A 15,610-nucleotide genomic window follows, 5' to 3' on the forward strand; every position below is an offset into this window, starting at 1 on the left:
TCAAAGTCAGGCATTCTTAGAGTGTGCAGTCTCCTGATGTAGTTCATTGTAGCGAACAAGAGCGTCTCCGAGCGCTTCTATCGCTTCAGCTTCCCTGCGGGCATAGACGGGGCCAGAATTGGACATCATCAAGCTCGGACATCCTTCTTTGTAGCTTTGAAATTTTCCGTCTTTTTTACGTTTAGTTCTACTAAAGAAATCACGATAGCGTCTGGGCGTGATGCCAAAAAAAGGCACAAATTCTACAGAGCCAAACTTGGAAAATGATCCCCGTGAAGTGCCTTCGATTTTAACCGAATCCGGATGCAAGTCACTGGTAAGACTCTTGGGATAGGGCTCCAAAAAAATGACTTTGGAAAGACCTGACGAAACAATATGCTTTGAGCACATATGACATGGAAAAGTGGTACAATATATTGTACCCCCCTGAATTGAAATCCCCAATCGTGCAGCATCACTGATTGCAGACATCTCAGCATGTACTATGCGCCCATATTCCAAAGCGTCCATAAACTGAGAATTATCCAATTGCGCCAACTTTTCTTTCGTCAACTGGTCGTCCGGACTTATAATGCTGATTATTTCTTTTAAAAGCTCTTTCTTGCGAAGATCATTACTGTCATGACCGAGCTTATATTCACGTGCATCAGCAGGGTCATCACACCAATACGTCCCGCCGCCAGCTTTAGGGACCTCATTAGAACCAAGCGCCGCGATTTCTCCGGTCGGGCGAAAGATGGCGGCTCCGACTTGCCGAGACAGGTCCAGACTTCTGAGTGCAGCTGAATGTGCCAAGTACATTCCATATTCAAGGTGATTTGGTGAATACCCATTATGACCAAAAAGTAGATCTATGAATTTCTCGATTTGATCGGCAACAGAAACGCCTGCGTCAGTTCGATCATCATTCACCACTACATCAGCATACTGAAAGATCTTCCCAACTTTTTGCCCATTGGGCTCACCTTCTTCATCCTCATCCCGCACCACTAAATCCTCGGCAATTCCTCGATATTTGTTGCCGTCTCTTCGATTGTGGTCTCTGGCTATGATCTTTGAAAGGTTGTCTACTCTAACATCCCTAGCGGAATATACGGATAACTGTATGAACCGATTTCCATATATTTGATTAAGTGCGCTGAGTTCGTCCTCTGTTTTGAGTTGATCAATTACAAACGCGATTCCTTCAGCGTCCTGATCACGCTTATCTCGAGCGTTAGATATCTCAGACATAGCAAAGAGAGACCAGACTTTCGATCCAATGTGATCTCTGGCAAAATTTCCGAATTTTATGTATGAGTCTATGCGATCATTCTTTTTATCTGGATCAAGTCCGGAATAATTAAGCAATTTCGCTACATCAGGAAAAAGAGATGATATTTTAACATGATGAAACGCAAATTTCTTTTTCAGAAACTGCTCTCTCAAGCTTGAAATTGTAGAGTCAAGACTGGTTCCTACGGGAGAAACGATTCCTATTACAATTTCGGGCAAAATGTTATCAGAACCCTGGAACTCTTCCGTAGCCATGTCGTTAGCCATTTGTTAATGAGGCGATGCGAGCGTCTAGACTCACAAATTACACGCAGGGGGTGAACATGGCAACCGAACGTAAGGTTGAGACAAAAGCAGAAGCGGCTCCTGATCGCCACACTGACATCCTTAATCGCTTGCAATCAGCCGCGGACAAGAGCCGAGTGACATTTGACGGTGCTATTGAAGATTTTCGCAATCGGTTCACGGTTGGATCGACTCAGTTCACCGTGGACAGCGAGAACTAAGTCGGACGTAATTAAATAAAGGGGTCTGTTTTCTGACCCCTTTATGTCAACACTATGCATTCTTTATATTATATTTTTCATAAATACTCTTATCCTGCATCGATGACTGAGGAAGCTCTCTTATTTGCGATGGGAAAATCCATCTCACCGGTACACTACGTTACCGGAACAGTCCCGTAAGCGGTTTCCAATTGCATTAATTTCCCCCTCCATCCCCCTCCCCCCGCAGCGCCCCTACACTCTCCCCGTCCCGCCATCGGATACACCGGAAGACGTTCCGGCGAGGTGGGGCCGGCGCCTGGGGTGGGGGAAAGACGTAAGTCCTCATCTCAGGGGTGCGCGGAAAATGGTCTCCCTCCGGTGACGGGAGGCGTGGTGCGGGGGCGTCGGACCGGCTCCTGCGTCATGGTCTCCATGCGAGCGCCGGATGTGCCTGTGCGGCATGCACGGGGTGGATGCACGGTCGGCTTCGCCGGACCAGATGTCCGCCGGGCCAGATGTCGGAAGGGACAGCGTTCCCTCGGCCCTGACCCGGATGGACCGGCGATCGTTCCGTCCCGCGGTGGCTTCGGCCATGGCGGGGCGCGGATGAAGAGAGCGCCGGCCGGGCAGACACCCTCCAGAGAGACCGGAGTCGCGTGCAAAAACCGCTGAACGGGGCGCCGCAAGGTGTCATTACAAAACATTTCGCACCGGCAGCTTGCAGCGCCCCGTCCGAAATGACCGACTGAACCGGCCAAACCCGGGCGCTCCGCGTCCGGGGCAGCCATCGCGCGTCCGGCGTCAGGCGCACCCCGTCCCCCGCACGAAAGGCGCCCGCTCATGCCAGAGCATCCCCTTCCCCGGCCGTCCCTCGCCCAACAGCCTCTCTCCGCCCCTGTCCGACCTGAGGAGATCTTTGCCGATCTCAAAAAGCCCGAACCCGCAAAGCACGCGCCCGCCCCGGCGGCAAAATCCGTTCCCGCCGGGCTCTGGCCCTGCCATGGCTGGCTGGCGCCGCCGCGTCACGGCTGGGTCTCCTTCCATGCCGATCCCGTCGCGAGCCGGCTGCCCGATCGGCTGCGCCTCACCACCAGCCGCTGCCGCGATCCAGAATTCGCCCGGCTGGCCCACTGGGCGGAGCGGGCGTTCCTCGCCGCCGTGGTCGAGGCCCTGTTTGGCCCCGAGTATTTCTGCCGCCGGCGGCGCTGCCGGCGCGCGCACCGCTGCCTCGGCTTCGCCGCCGGCCTGGTCGAACCGCCCTGCCTCATCCGGCTGCACCACCGGTGGCGTGACGCCCTCGTCTGGCTGCTGGGTCTTAGCCTCGACATGCGCGCCTTCGCCGAGGCGGAGGGCGATCTCTTCCTCTCGGACGATCCGCGGCGCCGCGCGCTCGAAGACCTTGCGGCCGGCGTCATTTTCCAGCGCCCGCGCCCCGGCCATCCCGGCGATGTCAGACGCATCCGCCGCTTCCTGCGCGCCCGTGCGGCAGCCGCTGCGGCCCGGCCGCCCCGATCACAGAATGATCACGAAAGTGTCATCGGCAGTTGATAGGGGATCACGGTCCCTGACACCCATGAGGTTTCCTCCCATGTCTGACCGCCTTTCCACTCTCCTCGTCTCCACCGCGCTCGCCACCGGCCTGCTCGGCGCCCTCTGTCCCGCGCTCGCCGCCGATGCGGCGCATCCGACCAGCGTCGCCAAGCCCGTCGAGAAGGTCGACGGCCAGTCGGCCGACAGCGTGCTGTCGCCGGAGCTCGATCGCGTCGCCGCCGCCAAGGGCGCCATGACGCTCGATGGCGCGACCCTCGTCATCCATTCCTACGGCTATGCCGGCGACGGCCCCTTCGTTCCGGAAGCCGGCGACGTGCAGAGCAAGACGCATGACGTCGAGGCCGTGAAGACCGAGCCGGACAAGAACACCTATCTCGTGCTGGACGGCCAGAAGGGCGCCGACGCCGCCTATAATTACGGCACGCACTTCCTCTTCCAGGGCCACGAATCGGCCGTCGAGATCAACGGCCAGCCCTATGGCTACGTCACCCGCATCAATCTCGATGCCACCGATGAGGCGCACCGCGTGACGCTGCTGGCCTCGCAGGATACCGAAGGCAAGCCGCTGCAGATGTTCGACGGCTCCACCTGGAACCCCTTCACCAAGCAGCTCCTCCTGACCTCGGAAGAGGGCAAGGATGGCGGCGTCTGGCTCTCCACGATCGATTATCCGGCCAAGGTCACCACGCTGCACGGCGTCTTCGGCCACGCCTCCTATGAAGGCGTGCAGGTCGACAAGGACGGCAATATCTGGCTCGTGGAGGATGCCGGCGGCAAGACCTCGAAGACGCTCGAAAAGGCCAAGCAGCCGAATTCCTTCGTCTACCGCTTCGTGCCGAAGGACAAGACGGACCTCTCCAAGGGCGGCAAGCTGCAGGCCCTGCAATATGCCACCGCCGATGGCAAGCCGGTCACCTTCCACGCCGACGACATGGATGGCGACATCAAGTCGGAAGGCCTGAAGGCGCTGCACACCTACGGCACCACGCTGAAGGCCAAGTGGGTCACCGTCCACGACACCGACAAGGACGGCACCGAACCCTTCATAGCCTTCGAAAAGGCCCGCGAAGCCGGCGCCTCGCCGCTGAAGCGTCCGGAAAACGGTCTCTTCCGCCCGGGCACGGATTTCACCGAATTCTACTTCACCGAAACCGGCGACACCAACGTCAAGACCGCCGCCGGCCGCGAATATGGCGGCTTCGGCGCCGTGCTGAAGGTCAAGCTGCCCTCCGCCTCGGCCGATGAAGGCGAACTCTCCATGGCCTATCTCGGCGACGCCGCCCATTCGGGCGTCGACAACATCGCCTTCTGGGACAAGGACACGATCGCCGTGGTCGAGGATGACGGCGATACCGCCCACTCGCAGCGCAAGGCCTATGACAGCGGTTACCTGATCGACCTCAAGGCGGATTACGCCACGGGCGCCGAGCCGGTCCGCTTCCTCGCCGAAGGCCGCGATCCCTCCGCCACCATCGACAGCGCGCTTTCGAAGGATGCCGAGGAAACCGGCTTCAAGAACGACGGCGACAACGAGATCACCGGCATCCACGTCTCCGACGGCAATCCGACGGTGGAAGGCCTGCTCGGCGTGGCCGTTCCCACCCCCTTCGCCAATGGCTGGCGCGTCTTCTACACCCAGCAGCACGGCGACAACATCACCTGGGAGATCGTCGCGAAGAAGTAACCGCGCGATCGCAAAAGACGAAGCCGGCGCAGCCCCCGCAAGGGCTGCGCCGGTCGCTTTTTGAAACGAATGGAAAAGCCCTTACTCGGCCGCCTTCGGCACGTCGTCGGCCGCGTCCGGCTCGATGTCGGGCGCCGCATCGGCCCCGGGGGCGCTTGCATGCACCGGAGGCGCGCTGTCGTGCGGCGCGGGCTGGCGCTCTGCAAGTCCGCCTCTGTCGCTGTCGCGGGCGTCCAGCTCGTAGGCATAGCCGTCCAGCATGCCATAGGCCTGCTCGATGGCGGCGATCTGCTGCTCGGTGGAGCGGATGGCATCGGTGATCGACTGCGAGCGGGCGCGCAGCATCGAGCCCAGCACGTCCGTTCCCGGCCGGCGCGCCAGCCGGTCGATATGGTGGCGCACCCGGTCGCGATGGCGCTCCAGCTCCAGGATGTGGAAACGGTTCTTGAGAATGTCGTCCGAAAGCTTGCGCCGCATCGCTGCCACGGGATCGAAACTGCCGGGCATGCGCTCGTCGAGGATCATCTCGTTGACCAGCGCCTCCAGCATCATCAGCCCCTTCAGCGCCTTGGGGTCGGCCATGTCGGGGTCGTAGCCGGTGTCGTCATAGACCTTGCGCCGCACCGGATCCTTCAGCAGTTCGTGCGCCGCCGTCAGCTGCGCAAAGCTTTCCACGTCGCCGCCCTGGTCGGGATGGGCACTCTTGGCGGCCTGGCGAAAGGCAGCGCGGATTTCCGCCTCGCCCGCGTCCCGGGCGACACCCAGCGTTTCATAAGGGTCGATCACGCCTTGCTCCCCCATCTCTCTCGCCAGCCTGTGCTTCACGCCTGCCCTGCGGCCTGCCCGGGTGCAGACCCCTGTCGCAGGCCTCAAGGGGTACCGGCTTCGTCCGCACCCCGCAAGCGCGCGGCACGCCGATCCCCAGATGGCTTGCCCGCTGCCTTGGCCCGCAAATGGGACGAAAGGGCGGCATGGCTGGTGGCATGGCGTCTTCTTTCGGTCCGCGCCTGCCAGCATGAACCGACTGCGCCGCCGCCGAAAGGCCAAAAGTTGGGCGTTGCTTTTCCACGACAAAACTGTCAAGGCTATCGGCGTTCGGGCGTTTTCTATCCCGGAGACTGGACTGACTGTATGCCCGGCTTGCCGGGTAGCTGACCGCAAGACCCTATGGCCTCCGGGCCGCAGGCATGGGCCGGCGTCGTAGACGTTCTTTCCCCGTTATCGTGACTACTCGACAAAACGCCATCCGCACCTATCTCGCGGCGGCAAACTGCAAAAAGGGAAAGAGGATCTCCCCCCATGGCCACCAAGGGCACCGTTAAGTTTTTCAACCAGGACAAGGGCTTCGGCTTCATCACGCCGGAAGGCGGCGCGAAGGACGTGTTCGTTCACATCTCCGCTCTCCAGGCTGCCGGCCTGCAGACGCTGAAGGACGGCCAGCAGGTCACCTTCGACACCGAGCCGGATCGCATGGGCAAGGGCCCGAAGGCCGTCAACATCCGCGCTGCATAATCTGCGCGCCGCCCTCCCCCGGAGGGTGACAAGGATTTCGAAACATGGCGGCTCCGGCCGCCATGTTGCGTTTCAGGGGTCGAAAATCAGGGGGGCTAAAACGGGAGCGCACCGCGACGGCGCGAAAAATCCCGCCGCCGTTTTTCCACCCTCTGTTCCAGTCGCCTAGGCTGACAGCGCCTCGTTGCTGTCGCCCTGGTCGGTTTCCCCCGCGTCCATCCGCACCAGCACCGCATCGAAGGCCTTTGCAATCACCTCCGGCCCGGCATCCATGCGCGCCGCTTCGGAGGACAGGATCTGCCGGTAGCGCTTCGCCCCGGCCATCCCCTGGAAGAGGCCGACCATATGCCGCGTGACGTGAATGAGCCGCCCGCCCTTTTCGATGTGCCGCGCCGCATGGTCCTGCATGGCGGCACACACGCGGCGCCAGAAGTCGGCATCCCGCGGCGCAAGGTCGTGTGCGCTCGCACCCGTCAGCGGATGCGGCACATGGGCATCCACCGTGGCCAGAAGGCTGCTGTCCTGATAGGCCGCGCGCCCCAGCATCATGCCGTCGAGCCCTTCGCTCGCAGCAATGCCTTCCGCCAGCGTCTTCAGCCCGCCATTGATCCCAACGAAGAGATCGGGATGCGCTGCCTTCAGCCGATGCACGATCGCGTAATCGAGCGGCGGAATATCCCGGTTTTCCTTCGGCGACAGGCCCTGCAGCCAGGCCTTGCGAGCATGGACCCAGACGGCATCGGCACCCGCCGCCTTGACCCGCGCCACCAGGTCGAACAGCGCCTCCTCCGGCTCCTGCTCGTCCACGCCGATCCGGCATTTGACGGTGACGGGAATCGAGACCGCCGCCTTCATCGCCGCCACGCAGTCGGCCACCACATCAGGCTCGCGCATCAGGCAGGCGCCGAACGTGCCGGACTGCACCCGGTCGGAGGGGCAGCCGACATTCATGTTGATCTCGTCATAGCCGAAGCCGACACCGATCCGCGCGGCCTCCGCCATCTTGGCGGGATCGTTGCCGCCGAGCTGCAGCGCGACCGGGTTCTCGCAAGGCTCGAAACCGAGCAGCCGCTGCCGGTCGCCACGGATCGCCGCATCCGCCACGATCATCTCGGTGTAGAGCAGCGCATGGCGCGACATCTGCCGGGCAAAAACCCGGAAGTGACTGTCGGTCCAATCGATCATCGGGGCAACGGCGAAGACCGGGCCAGCGAAATAGCGGCCCCGCCCGGCGCTGCCGATCTCGCCAACGCCCGTCGTTCCAACCTGTGCGTGATCCGTCATGGCCGGCATCCTTTCGTCGCGCGGCTCCTACCACGCTGCACTGCAATGAAGCAAATGCCCGCAATTGGTGCGCTGCATGTTGACCTTGCGCCGCGAATATGCGGAGGTGCCTCATAAAAAACAATTTCGTGATACGATTTTACCGTACCGAAATAAATGAATCAAAAAACGGGAGAGGATCATGCAGGAGGAGAATCTGTACCGGATCGTCGAGGTCAGCTTGCGCCAGGGCTCTGCCCGGCGGGACATCGGCATCATGACCGTTCGCCAGGCGCTCGCACTGCCGCAGGGCGCGACCATCGAAGTTTCGGACCCGGCGCTGAACTCGCGCAGCAACGGCCATTACCTGACGCGCGAACAGCTCAAGCAATACGCTTGCGGCTGATTGCAGGATTTCCACGGTGGGAAGAGCGGTGCTGCAGCATGTCTCCCGAAAGTGCGCAGCGGTTTCGGGAAAAAGACATGCGAAAACAAGAAACGAAAGCACATCGCATGAATCTCGAATCAGGCGACGTGCTTTAGGCTTTGCGCGAACGTAACGCCTTAGTGAGAGACCATGCAGCCGCTTTTTCCGCCGCCCGAAACCATTCTCCTGCCCATCGAGGGCGAAGCCGCCGGCTTTCCGGTGCGCCGGGTCTATTGCGTCGGCCGCAACTATGCCGACCACGCCCGTGAGATCGGCCACGAACCGAACCGGGATCCACCCTTCTTCTTCCAGAAGAACCCCGACAATCTGCTGACCGCCGGGCGCGCCTTCCCCTACCCTTCACAGACCAATGACGTGCATCACGAGGTCGAGTTCGTCGCCGTGCTGGCGAAGGGCGGATCGGACATTGCGCCGGAAGACGCCCTCTCCCATGTCTATGGCTATGCCGTCGGCATCGATTTCACCCGCCGCGACATGCAGGCCGCCGCCAAGGCCGCCGGCAAGCCGTGGTCGGCGGCCAAGGCCTTCGAACACTCCGCGCCAATCTCGCCCATTATACCCGCCGCACGCCTCGGCCATCCCTCGACGGCCCGCATCTGGCTCGACGTCAACGGCAAGCGCCGGCAGGACGCCGATATTGCCGACATGACCTGGGGCATGGCCGATATCATCGCGCACGCCTCGCGGCTTTTCACGCTCGCTCCCGGCGATGTGATCTTTACCGGCACCCCCGCCGGCGTCGGCCCCGTCAAGCGCGGTGACACGATCACCTGCGGCATCGACGACCTCGGGACACTCACCGTCAGCGTCGTGTGAAGCGAAGGGAACGCGCCCCATGCCTCTCTATGCCATCGATGGCCAGCGTCCCACGCTTCCCCCGGAGGGCCGCTACTGGGTCGCGCCCGATGCCCATGTCATCGGCCGGGTCGATCTCGGCGAGGATGTCGGCATCTGGTTCGGCGCCGTGCTGCGCGGGGACAATGAGCTGATCCGCATCGGTGCCCGCACCAATATCCAGGAAGGTGCGGTGCTCCATGTGGATCCGGGCTTTCCCGTCACGATCGGGGAAGGCTGCACCATCGGTCACCGCGCCATCGTCCACGGCTGCACCATCGGTGACAACAGCCTCGTCGGCATGGGCGCCACGATCCTCAATGGCGCCCGCATCGGCAACAACTGCCTCGTCGGCGCCAATGCGCTGGTCACCGAAGGCAAGGTCTTCGAGGATGGCAGCCTCATCGTCGGCGCGCCCGCCAAGGCCGTGCGAATGCTGGATGAGGCCGCGATCAACGGATTGAAGCTCTCGTCAAGCCATTACGTGAAGAACTGGCAGCGTTTCGCCCGTGGCCTCCAGCGGATCGATCCGTGACAGCCGTCAGGCGGCACAGGCCGCGCAGATGCCCTTCACCTCGATCAGCGTCTTGGAGGGCTTGAAACCGCGTTCCTTCGCCCAGTCGGCCAGCCGATGCTCGATCCCGTGGTCGTGGAATTCGATGACCTGGCTGCACCGCTCGCAGATCGCAAAGGCCGTCAGTCCGTGGGAGGCACAATTGTCATGCGGATGGGCGCAGGCGACGAAGGAATTGATGCTCTCGAGACGGTGCACGAGCCCCTTCTCGATCAGCTTTTCGAGCGCCCGATACACCTGCAAGGGCGCGCGGAACCCCGCATCGCGCAGCTTGTCGAGAATTGTATAGGCACTGAGCGGCTGGTCGGCAGCCCGCAGCGCGTCGAAGACAAGCGCCTGGTTGCGCGTCAGATCGTGTTCACTCATCAATGCCTCCATTTCCCCCCGAATGCCCCTCCGCTCCGGCCAGCCTATGCTCATGGTCGCGGCCCGAAAGCCGTCTGCCGACTGGCAGCAGGCTGAGCACGAAGATCAGCAAGGCCGCGACGACGATCGATGGACCGGAGGGCGTATCGTAATGCAGCGAGCCATAGAGACCGAGCGTCACCGAAAGGGCACCGATCACCGACGCCATCACCGCCATGACCTCTGGCGTGCGCGCGAAACGCCGCGCCGTCGCGGCCGGAATGATCAGCAGCGAGGTGATGAGCAGGATACCGACGATCTTCATGGCGATGGCGATCACGGCCGCCAGCAGCAGCATGAAGAAGATCTTGGCCCGCTGCGGCTCCAGCCCCTCCGCCTCCGCCAGTTCAGGATTGACGGTGGAGGCGAGCAGCGGCCGCCAGAGATAGATCAGCGACAGGATGACCAGCACGCCGCCGCCCCAGACGATGTCGATATCGCTCTCCGTCACCGCGAGGATGTCGCCGAACAGGAAATTGATGAGGTCGACGCGCACCCAGGTCATGAAGGCGAGCAGAACGAGGCCGATCGACAGCGCCGAATGGGAGAGAATGCCGAGCAGCGCATCGGTGGACAGCGCACCGCGCTTTTCAAGCAGGATGAGCAGCAGCGACACGGCCACCGCGACGGCAAAGACGCTGACGATGATGTTCATGTCGAAGAACAGCGCCAGTCCAACGCCGAGCAGCGCGGAATGCGCCATCGTATCGCCGAAATAGGCCATGCGCCGCCAGATGATGAAACAGCCGAGCGGCCCGACCGTCAGCGCCAGACCGATGCCGGCCACCAGCGCACGGGTGAAGAAATCGTCAAACACGCGGACGCCCCTCTGGCGTGTAGCCGTTCAGGCGCAGCACCGGCTGCGCGGGCTGCGGCGCGTGCGGATGCCCGCAGGAGCAGGTGCCGTTGCCGGCATCACGGTGCGCATGGTCGTGGTGCCCGTCGTCGGGATGGCAGTCCGCCGTCACCGTGCCGTCGGCATGCAGCACGCGTCCGTCCGGCAGATGGGTATGGTCGTGGTGATGGCTGTAGACGGCCAGTGTCTGCGCAGCCCGCGCACCGAACAGCTTCAGATATTCCGGGCTGCGGCTCACCACCTCCGGCGTCCCGCGGCAGCACACATGACCGTTGAGGCAGATCACCGTGTCCGTTTCCGCCATCACGATATGGAGATCGTGCGAAATCAGCAGGATACCGCAGCCTGTCCGGTTGCGGATCGTCTTGATGAGATCGTAGAGGGCGATCTCGCCGTTGAAATCGACGCCCTGCACGGGCTCGTCCAGCACCAGCAGATCGGGACGGCGGGCGATCGCGCGGGCCAGAAGGGCGCGCTGGAATTCGCCGCCCGACAGACGCTGAACCTCGGCCTTCAGGAGATGCGCGACGCCGGTCGCCTCGACCGCATCGAGGAGTTCGCGCCGCGTCAGCGGCCCCGTCAGCGTCATCAGCCGCTCCACGGTCAGCGGCAGCGTCCAGTCCACGGCAAGCTTCTGCGGCACATAGCCGACCTTCAGCCCGGCCTTGCGCGTCACCCGGCCCTCGTCGGCCTTGTAGACGCCGATCGCCATTTTCGCGGTGGTGGATTTGCCCGACCCGTTCGGCCCGATCAGCGTCACGATCTCGCCGCGCCGGATGGAAAAATCGACGCCGCGCACGAGATAGCGCCCCTGCCGCCGGATGCCGGCCTGGCTCAGCGAGACGAGAATGTCGCGCTGGTGGTCAGCGGCAGGCGTGCCCGCTGCCTGCGCGCCGGCTGCCGTCACGTCGGTGGAGATCGGTCGATCGAGCATCAGTCAAGGATCCCTGTTGCGCCATGCTATCGCACACGTTATAGCGTTACGCAATTCATGTAATAACATTACATATCAAGTTCAACAGGATCCGGCCGCTCTCCCGCTACCGGACCTGGCAAAGACGGAGACCCCATGTCGCGCCTTACCACCGCCCTTTTCGCCTCCACCATCCTCCTGGCCGCATCGGCTGCCGCCGCGGCAGAACCATCCGTCGTGGTGACGATCAAGCCCATCCATTCGCTGGTCTCCGCCATCACCGAGGGCGTGGTCACGCCGACGCTCATCGTCGATGGCGCCGCCTCCCCCCACACCTATTCGCTGAAGCCGTCGCAGGCCGCAGCGCTCGAACAGGCCAACGTCATCTTCTGGGTCGGACCCAATCTCGAAGGCTTCATGGAAAAGCCGCTGGAGGCGCTGGCGTCCAAGGCCAAGGTCGTCGAACTCCAGGATGCGCCGGCACTGATCACCCTGCCGTTCCGTGAAGGCGGCGCGTTCGAGGCGCATGACCACGACGAGGAAGGCCATGACCACGCCGAGGGTGAACACGCCCACGCGGATGAGCACGCCCATGAAGGCGAGGCGAAGCCGGCCGAAGAAGCCGGCCACGAGCATGGTCATGAGCACGAGCATGGCGGCATCGACGCCCATCTGTGGCTCGACCCGCAGAATGCCGCCGCCATCGCCGACGAGATCGCGAAGACGATGAAGGCGGCCGATCCAGACCATGCCGCGGCCTACGACGCCAATCTGGCCAGGCTCAAGACGCGCCTGAAGGATCTGGAGACCGAGATCGCCGCCACCATCGCGCCGGTCAAGGACAAGCCCTTCATCGTCTTCCACGACGCCTACCAGTATTTCGAAGGCCGCTTCGGCGTGAAGGTCGCCGGTTCGATCACCGTCAGCCCCGAGACCATGCCGGGTGCCGCCCGCCTCAAGGAAATCCAGGAAAAAATCGGCACGCTCGGCGCCACCTGCGTCTTTGCCGAGCCGCAGTTCGAGCCCAAGCTCGTCAACACCGTCATCGAGGGGACCAAGGCCAAGGCCGGCGTTCTCGACCCGGAAGCAGGCAGCCTGACCGCCGGACCGGATCTCTATTTCCAGATGATGACGGGCATCGCGACCTCGCTCAAGACCTGCCTGTCAGCGCAGGGGTAAGACCTCTTTCCTCGCGGGACAATGGCTTTCCGCACCGGAAAATCCTCGTCGCAGGGCGCCGCAAGGCCCCTGCGACTTTCGTCTAAGAACATCACTCATCGCTTGAAAAGCCCGTTCCATGCTTGCAACCACGGTTGAAATCGGCACTCATGAGAACGTCCGGCAAGGCAACGGATAAGGCCGGATGGGGAGGCTCACATGCAATCACTACTCGGCCTGAGCCGGGTCATCGACACGATCACGGAGTGGATCGGCAAGTCGGTCGCCTGGCTTATTCTGGTCGCCGTGCTCGTCAGCGCCGGCAACGCCATCGTGCGAAAGATCTTCAACGTCTCGTCCAATGCCTGGCTGGAGGCCCAGTGGTATCTCTTCGGCGGCGCCTTCATGCTGGCGGCCGCCTATACGCTGAGCCAGAACGAGCACATCCGCATCGACGTGGTCTACGGCAAGTTTTCGCGCCGCACCCAGCACTGGATCGATCTCTTCGGCCATTGCGTCTTCCTGATGCCCTTCGTGCTGCTGATGATCTGGTATCTCGTCCCCTATGTGACCATGTCCTTCCATTCGCAGGAGGTCTCCTCCAGCGCCGGCGGCCTGATCATCTGGCCCGCCAAGGCCATCCTGCTCGCCGGCTTCCTGCTTCTGGCCGCCCAGGGCGTGTCGGAGATCATCAAGAAGATCGCGATTATGCGCGGCGTCATCGATGATCCCGCCCCTTACGTTCCCACCCATGCGCCGCTCGACATGGACACGCCGACCGGGGAGAAGCACGGATGATCGAGTTCATCGCTGAAAACCTCGCGCCGATCATGTTCGTGTCGCTGATCGTGTTCCTGCTGATGGGATACCCGGTCGCCTTCGCGCTTGCGGCCAACGGTCTGCTCTTCTTCATCATCGGCGTGGAGCTCGCGCCGTTGTCCGACAGCATCAACCTCTCCTGGCCGCTGTTGAATGCCATGCCGGAACGGCTCTGGGGGGTGATGTCGAACGACACATTGCTCGCCATCCCCTTCTTTACCTTCATGGGGATCGTGCTGGAGAAATCCGGCATGGCCGAAGACCTGCTGGACACGATCGGCCAGCTCTTCGGGCCCATCCGCGGCGGCCTCGCCTATGCCGTCATCTTCGTCGGCGCGCTTTTGGCCGCAACGACCGGCGTGGTCGCAGCCTCCGTCATCGCCATGGGCCTCATCTCGCTGCCCATCATGCTGCGCTACGGCTATGATCGCAGCATTGCCTCGGGCGTCATCGCCGCCTCAGGCACCCTGGCGCAGATCATCCCGCCCTCGCTCGTCCTCATCGTTCTCGCCGACCAGCTCGGCCGCTCCGTCGGCGACATGTATGCCGGCGCGCTGATCCCCGGCCTCGTCCTGACCGGGCTCTACATGGCCTATATCCTGCTGATGACCTTCCTGAAGCGGGATTCCATGCCGGCCCTGCCGCTGGAGGCCCGCACCCTTGGCGCGGGCGTCACGTCGCTCGCCGTCGCCCTCGTCGTGGCCGGCCTCTTCGCCTACGCCGCGCACGTCTATCTGTATCCGACGCACGGCGCCAATGCCGACATTCTTGGTGCCACGGCGGGCGTTGTCTTCATCTATGCCGTCGCGCTCATCGACAAGGGCGCGAAGATCAACATGATGTCGCGCCTTGCCCAGCAGGTCATCATCGTGCTGATCCCGCCGCTGGCGCTGATCTTCCTTGTGCTCGGCACCATCTTCCTCGGCATCGCCACGCCGACCGAAGGCGGCGCCATGGGCGCCGTCGGCGCCCTCGTCATGGCGGCCGCCAAGCGCCGCCTGTCGCTCGACGTGATCAACCAGGCGCTGGCAGCAACGACGCGCCTGTCGGCCTTTGTGCTCTTCATCCTGATCGGTGCGCGCGTCTTCTCGCTCACCTTCTACGGCGTCAACGGCCATCTCTGGGTCGAGCACCTGCTCGTCTCCATGCCCGGCGGCGAAACGGGCTTCCTCATCGCCGTCAACCTGCTCGTCTTCTTCCTGGCCTTCTTCCTGGATTTCTTCGAGCTCGCCTTCATCATCGTCCCGCTGCTGGCGCCAGCGGCCGACAAGCTCGGCATCGATCTCATCTGGTTCGGCGTGCTGCTCGGCATCAACATGCAGACCAGCTTCATGCACCCACCCTTCGGCTTCGCGCTCTTCTACCTGCGCTCGGTCGCCGCCAAGGTCCCCTATCTCGACAAGGTGACCGGAAAGCGCATGGAACCGGTGACGACCGGCCAGATCTATTGGGGTGCCGTGCCCTTCGTCGGCATCCAGATCCTGATGGTGGCGCTGACGATCATGTTCCCGCAGATGGTCATGCACTACAAGGGAACGGGTGCAACGGTCGATCCGAACACGATCAAGATCGAAGTCCCCGGTTTCGGCACCAATGGCGGCCTGCCCGGCCTTGGCACCGACAATGGCGGCGGTCTCGGCCTGCCCGGCGGGCTGAACGGCCTTCCCGGCGGCCTCGGCGGCACCCCTCCAGCAGGCTCCGATCCCGCTTCCGGCCAGCCGCAGCAGAAGCCCGCCACCGACCTCTCGGCACCGCCCGCCTTCAACTGACGGACAAGGCGATATCGGCAAACAAAAAAACAGCCGCCCCGATCCACCCGGGGCGGCTGTC

16 protein-coding genes are annotated in these 15,610 nt (G+C 62.5%); 10 read left to right on the forward strand and 6 right to left on the reverse strand.

Features of this window, described 5'->3' with window-relative positions:
• Positions 1 to 6: 6 nt before the first annotated feature.
• A complete protein-coding gene (locus ACED18_RS04515; protein WP_377289402.1) occupies positions 7 to 1,530 on the reverse strand; it encodes an anti-phage dCTP deaminase in 1,524 nt (507 codons plus the stop codon).
• Between the two features lie 68 nt (positions 1,531 to 1,598).
• On the opposite strand from ACED18_RS04515, the gene ACED18_RS04520 reads away from it, so the two are divergent.
• The 3 genes from ACED18_RS04520 (at position 1,599) to ACED18_RS04530 (ending at position 4,998) form a co-directional block, all read left to right on the forward strand.
• Positions 1,599 to 1,781, forward strand: coding sequence for a hypothetical protein (locus ACED18_RS04520; RefSeq protein ID WP_377289404.1), 183 nt, complete (start codon positions 1,599 to 1,601; stop codon positions 1,779 to 1,781).
• An 822-nt stretch (positions 1,782 to 2,603) separates the two neighbouring features.
• A complete protein-coding gene (locus tag ACED18_RS04525) occupies positions 2,604 to 3,311 on the forward strand; it encodes a hypothetical protein (RefSeq protein WP_377289406.1) in 708 nt (235 codons plus the stop codon).
• A gap of 40 nt (positions 3,312 to 3,351) precedes the next feature.
• The gene (locus ACED18_RS04530; RefSeq protein WP_377289408.1) at positions 3,352 to 4,998 is read left to right on the forward strand and encodes an alkaline phosphatase PhoX; all 1,647 of its coding nucleotides are present in this window, start codon (positions 3,352 to 3,354) and stop codon (positions 4,996 to 4,998) included.
• Positions 4,999 to 5,079: 81 nt separating this feature from the next.
• Here the strand turns inward: ACED18_RS04530 and ACED18_RS04535 are convergent, their stop codons facing one another.
• Entirely contained in the window at positions 5,080 to 5,799 is a 720-nt protein-coding gene (locus ACED18_RS04535; protein WP_377289410.1) for a J domain-containing protein, read from the reverse strand.
• 498 nt (positions 5,800 to 6,297) lie between these two features.
• Here ACED18_RS04535 and ACED18_RS04540 point away from each other — a divergent pair, with 498 nt between their 5' ends.
• Complete coding sequence (locus ACED18_RS04540; protein ID WP_027486412.1) at positions 6,298 to 6,510, forward strand: cold-shock protein; 213 nt, start codon at positions 6,298 to 6,300, stop codon at positions 6,508 to 6,510.
• A 165-nt stretch (positions 6,511 to 6,675) separates the two neighbouring features.
• Here ACED18_RS04540 and dusA read toward each other — a convergent pair whose 3' ends face one another.
• Positions 6,676 to 7,794: a tRNA dihydrouridine(20/20a) synthase DusA gene (gene dusA / locus ACED18_RS04545; protein ID WP_377289412.1), complete on the reverse strand. Its 1,119-nt coding sequence runs from the start codon at positions 7,792 to 7,794 to the stop codon at positions 6,676 to 6,678.
• A 181-nt stretch (positions 7,795 to 7,975) separates the two neighbouring features.
• On the opposite strand from dusA, the gene ACED18_RS04550 reads away from it, so the two are divergent.
• The 3 genes from ACED18_RS04550 (at position 7,976) to ACED18_RS04560 (ending at position 9,590) form a co-directional block, all read left to right on the forward strand.
• Positions 7,976 to 8,179 carry a hypothetical protein gene (locus ACED18_RS04550; protein ID WP_377289414.1) on the forward strand — a complete coding sequence of 68 codons (204 nt, stop codon included), beginning with the start codon at positions 7,976 to 7,978 and terminating at the stop codon, positions 8,177 to 8,179.
• Between the two features lie 171 nt (positions 8,180 to 8,350).
• A complete protein-coding gene (locus ACED18_RS04555; protein WP_377289416.1) occupies positions 8,351 to 9,037 on the forward strand; it encodes a fumarylacetoacetate hydrolase family protein in 687 nt (228 codons plus the stop codon).
• A gap of 19 nt (positions 9,038 to 9,056) precedes the next feature.
• Positions 9,057 to 9,590 (forward strand): gamma carbonic anhydrase family protein, encoded by a 534-nt coding sequence (locus tag ACED18_RS04560; RefSeq protein WP_377289418.1) that lies wholly within the window; start codon positions 9,057 to 9,059, stop codon positions 9,588 to 9,590.
• Positions 9,591 to 9,596: 6 nt separating this feature from the next.
• Here the strand turns inward: ACED18_RS04560 and ACED18_RS04565 are convergent, their stop codons facing one another.
• From ACED18_RS04565 to ACED18_RS04575, 3 genes are read right to left on the reverse strand one after another with little or no spacing between them, the layout of a single operon-like run.
• The gene (locus ACED18_RS04565; protein WP_377289420.1) at positions 9,597 to 9,995 is read right to left on the reverse strand and encodes a Fur family transcriptional regulator; all 399 of its coding nucleotides are present in this window, start codon (positions 9,993 to 9,995) and stop codon (positions 9,597 to 9,599) included.
• Complete coding sequence (znuB, locus tag ACED18_RS04570; RefSeq protein WP_377289422.1) at positions 9,988 to 10,851, reverse strand: zinc ABC transporter permease subunit ZnuB; 864 nt, start codon at positions 10,849 to 10,851, stop codon at positions 9,988 to 9,990. Before znuB ends, ACED18_RS04565 begins: the two co-directional genes overlap by 8 nt.
• On the reverse strand, positions 10,844 to 11,824 hold the full coding sequence (locus tag ACED18_RS04575) for an ATP-binding cassette domain-containing protein (RefSeq protein ID WP_377289424.1): 981 nt from the start codon (positions 11,822 to 11,824) through the stop codon (positions 10,844 to 10,846). Before ACED18_RS04575 ends, znuB begins: the two co-directional genes overlap by 8 nt.
• Positions 11,825 to 11,959: 135 nt before the next feature.
• Here ACED18_RS04575 and znuA point away from each other — a divergent pair, with 135 nt between their 5' ends.
• The 3 genes from znuA (at position 11,960) to ACED18_RS04590 (ending at position 15,549) form a co-directional block, all read left to right on the forward strand.
• Positions 11,960 to 12,982 (forward strand): zinc ABC transporter substrate-binding protein ZnuA, encoded by a 1,023-nt coding sequence (znuA, locus tag ACED18_RS04580; RefSeq protein ID WP_377289426.1) that lies wholly within the window; start codon positions 11,960 to 11,962, stop codon positions 12,980 to 12,982.
• A gap of 198 nt (positions 12,983 to 13,180) precedes the next feature.
• On the forward strand, positions 13,181 to 13,759 hold the full coding sequence (locus tag ACED18_RS04585) for a TRAP transporter small permease subunit (RefSeq protein WP_377289428.1): 579 nt from the start codon (positions 13,181 to 13,183) through the stop codon (positions 13,757 to 13,759).
• Positions 13,756 to 15,549 carry a TRAP transporter large permease subunit gene (locus tag ACED18_RS04590; protein WP_377289430.1) on the forward strand — a complete coding sequence of 598 codons (1,794 nt, stop codon included), beginning with the start codon at positions 13,756 to 13,758 and terminating at the stop codon, positions 15,547 to 15,549. The genes ACED18_RS04585 and ACED18_RS04590 overlap by 4 nt, the downstream gene beginning before the upstream one ends.
• Positions 15,550 to 15,610: the final 61 nt, after the last annotated feature.

The sequence above is a fragment of the Rhizobium sp. SG2393 genome (assembly GCF_042610495.1).
GTDB lineage: Bacteria > Pseudomonadota > Alphaproteobacteria > Rhizobiales > Rhizobiaceae > RU20A.

Excerpts from the sequence above, each read along its gene's own strand:
- ACED18_RS04515 (WP_377289402.1), bottom strand. The coding sequence starts at position 1,530 with ATGGCTACGGAAGAGTTCCAGGGTTCTGATAACATTTTGCCCGAAATT.
- ACED18_RS04520 (WP_377289404.1), top strand. The coding sequence starts at position 1,599 with ATGGCAACCGAACGTAAGGTTGAGACAAAAGCAGAAGCGGCTCCTGAT.
- ACED18_RS04525 (WP_377289406.1), top strand. The coding sequence starts at position 2,604 with ATGCCAGAGCATCCCCTTCCCCGGCCGTCCCTCGCCCAACAGCCTCTC.
- ACED18_RS04530 (WP_377289408.1), top strand. The coding sequence starts at position 3,352 with ATGTCTGACCGCCTTTCCACTCTCCTCGTCTCCACCGCGCTCGCCACC.
- ACED18_RS04535 (WP_377289410.1), bottom strand. The coding sequence starts at position 5,799 with ATGGGGGAGCAAGGCGTGATCGACCCTTATGAAACGCTGGGTGTCGCC.
- ACED18_RS04540 (WP_027486412.1), top strand. The coding sequence starts at position 6,298 with ATGGCCACCAAGGGCACCGTTAAGTTTTTCAACCAGGACAAGGGCTTC.
- dusA (WP_377289412.1), bottom strand. The coding sequence starts at position 7,794 with ATGACGGATCACGCACAGGTTGGAACGACGGGCGTTGGCGAGATCGGC.
- ACED18_RS04550 (WP_377289414.1), top strand. The coding sequence starts at position 7,976 with ATGCAGGAGGAGAATCTGTACCGGATCGTCGAGGTCAGCTTGCGCCAG.
- ACED18_RS04555 (WP_377289416.1), top strand. The coding sequence starts at position 8,351 with ATGCAGCCGCTTTTTCCGCCGCCCGAAACCATTCTCCTGCCCATCGAG.
- ACED18_RS04560 (WP_377289418.1), top strand. The coding sequence starts at position 9,057 with ATGCCTCTCTATGCCATCGATGGCCAGCGTCCCACGCTTCCCCCGGAG.
- ACED18_RS04565 (WP_377289420.1), bottom strand. The coding sequence starts at position 9,995 with ATGAGTGAACACGATCTGACGCGCAACCAGGCGCTTGTCTTCGACGCG.
- ACED18_RS04575 (WP_377289424.1), bottom strand. The coding sequence starts at position 11,824 with ATGCTCGATCGACCGATCTCCACCGACGTGACGGCAGCCGGCGCGCAG.
- znuA (WP_377289426.1), top strand. The coding sequence starts at position 11,960 with ATGTCGCGCCTTACCACCGCCCTTTTCGCCTCCACCATCCTCCTGGCC.
- ACED18_RS04585 (WP_377289428.1), top strand. The coding sequence starts at position 13,181 with ATGCAATCACTACTCGGCCTGAGCCGGGTCATCGACACGATCACGGAG.
- ACED18_RS04590 (WP_377289430.1), top strand. The coding sequence starts at position 13,756 with ATGATCGAGTTCATCGCTGAAAACCTCGCGCCGATCATGTTCGTGTCG.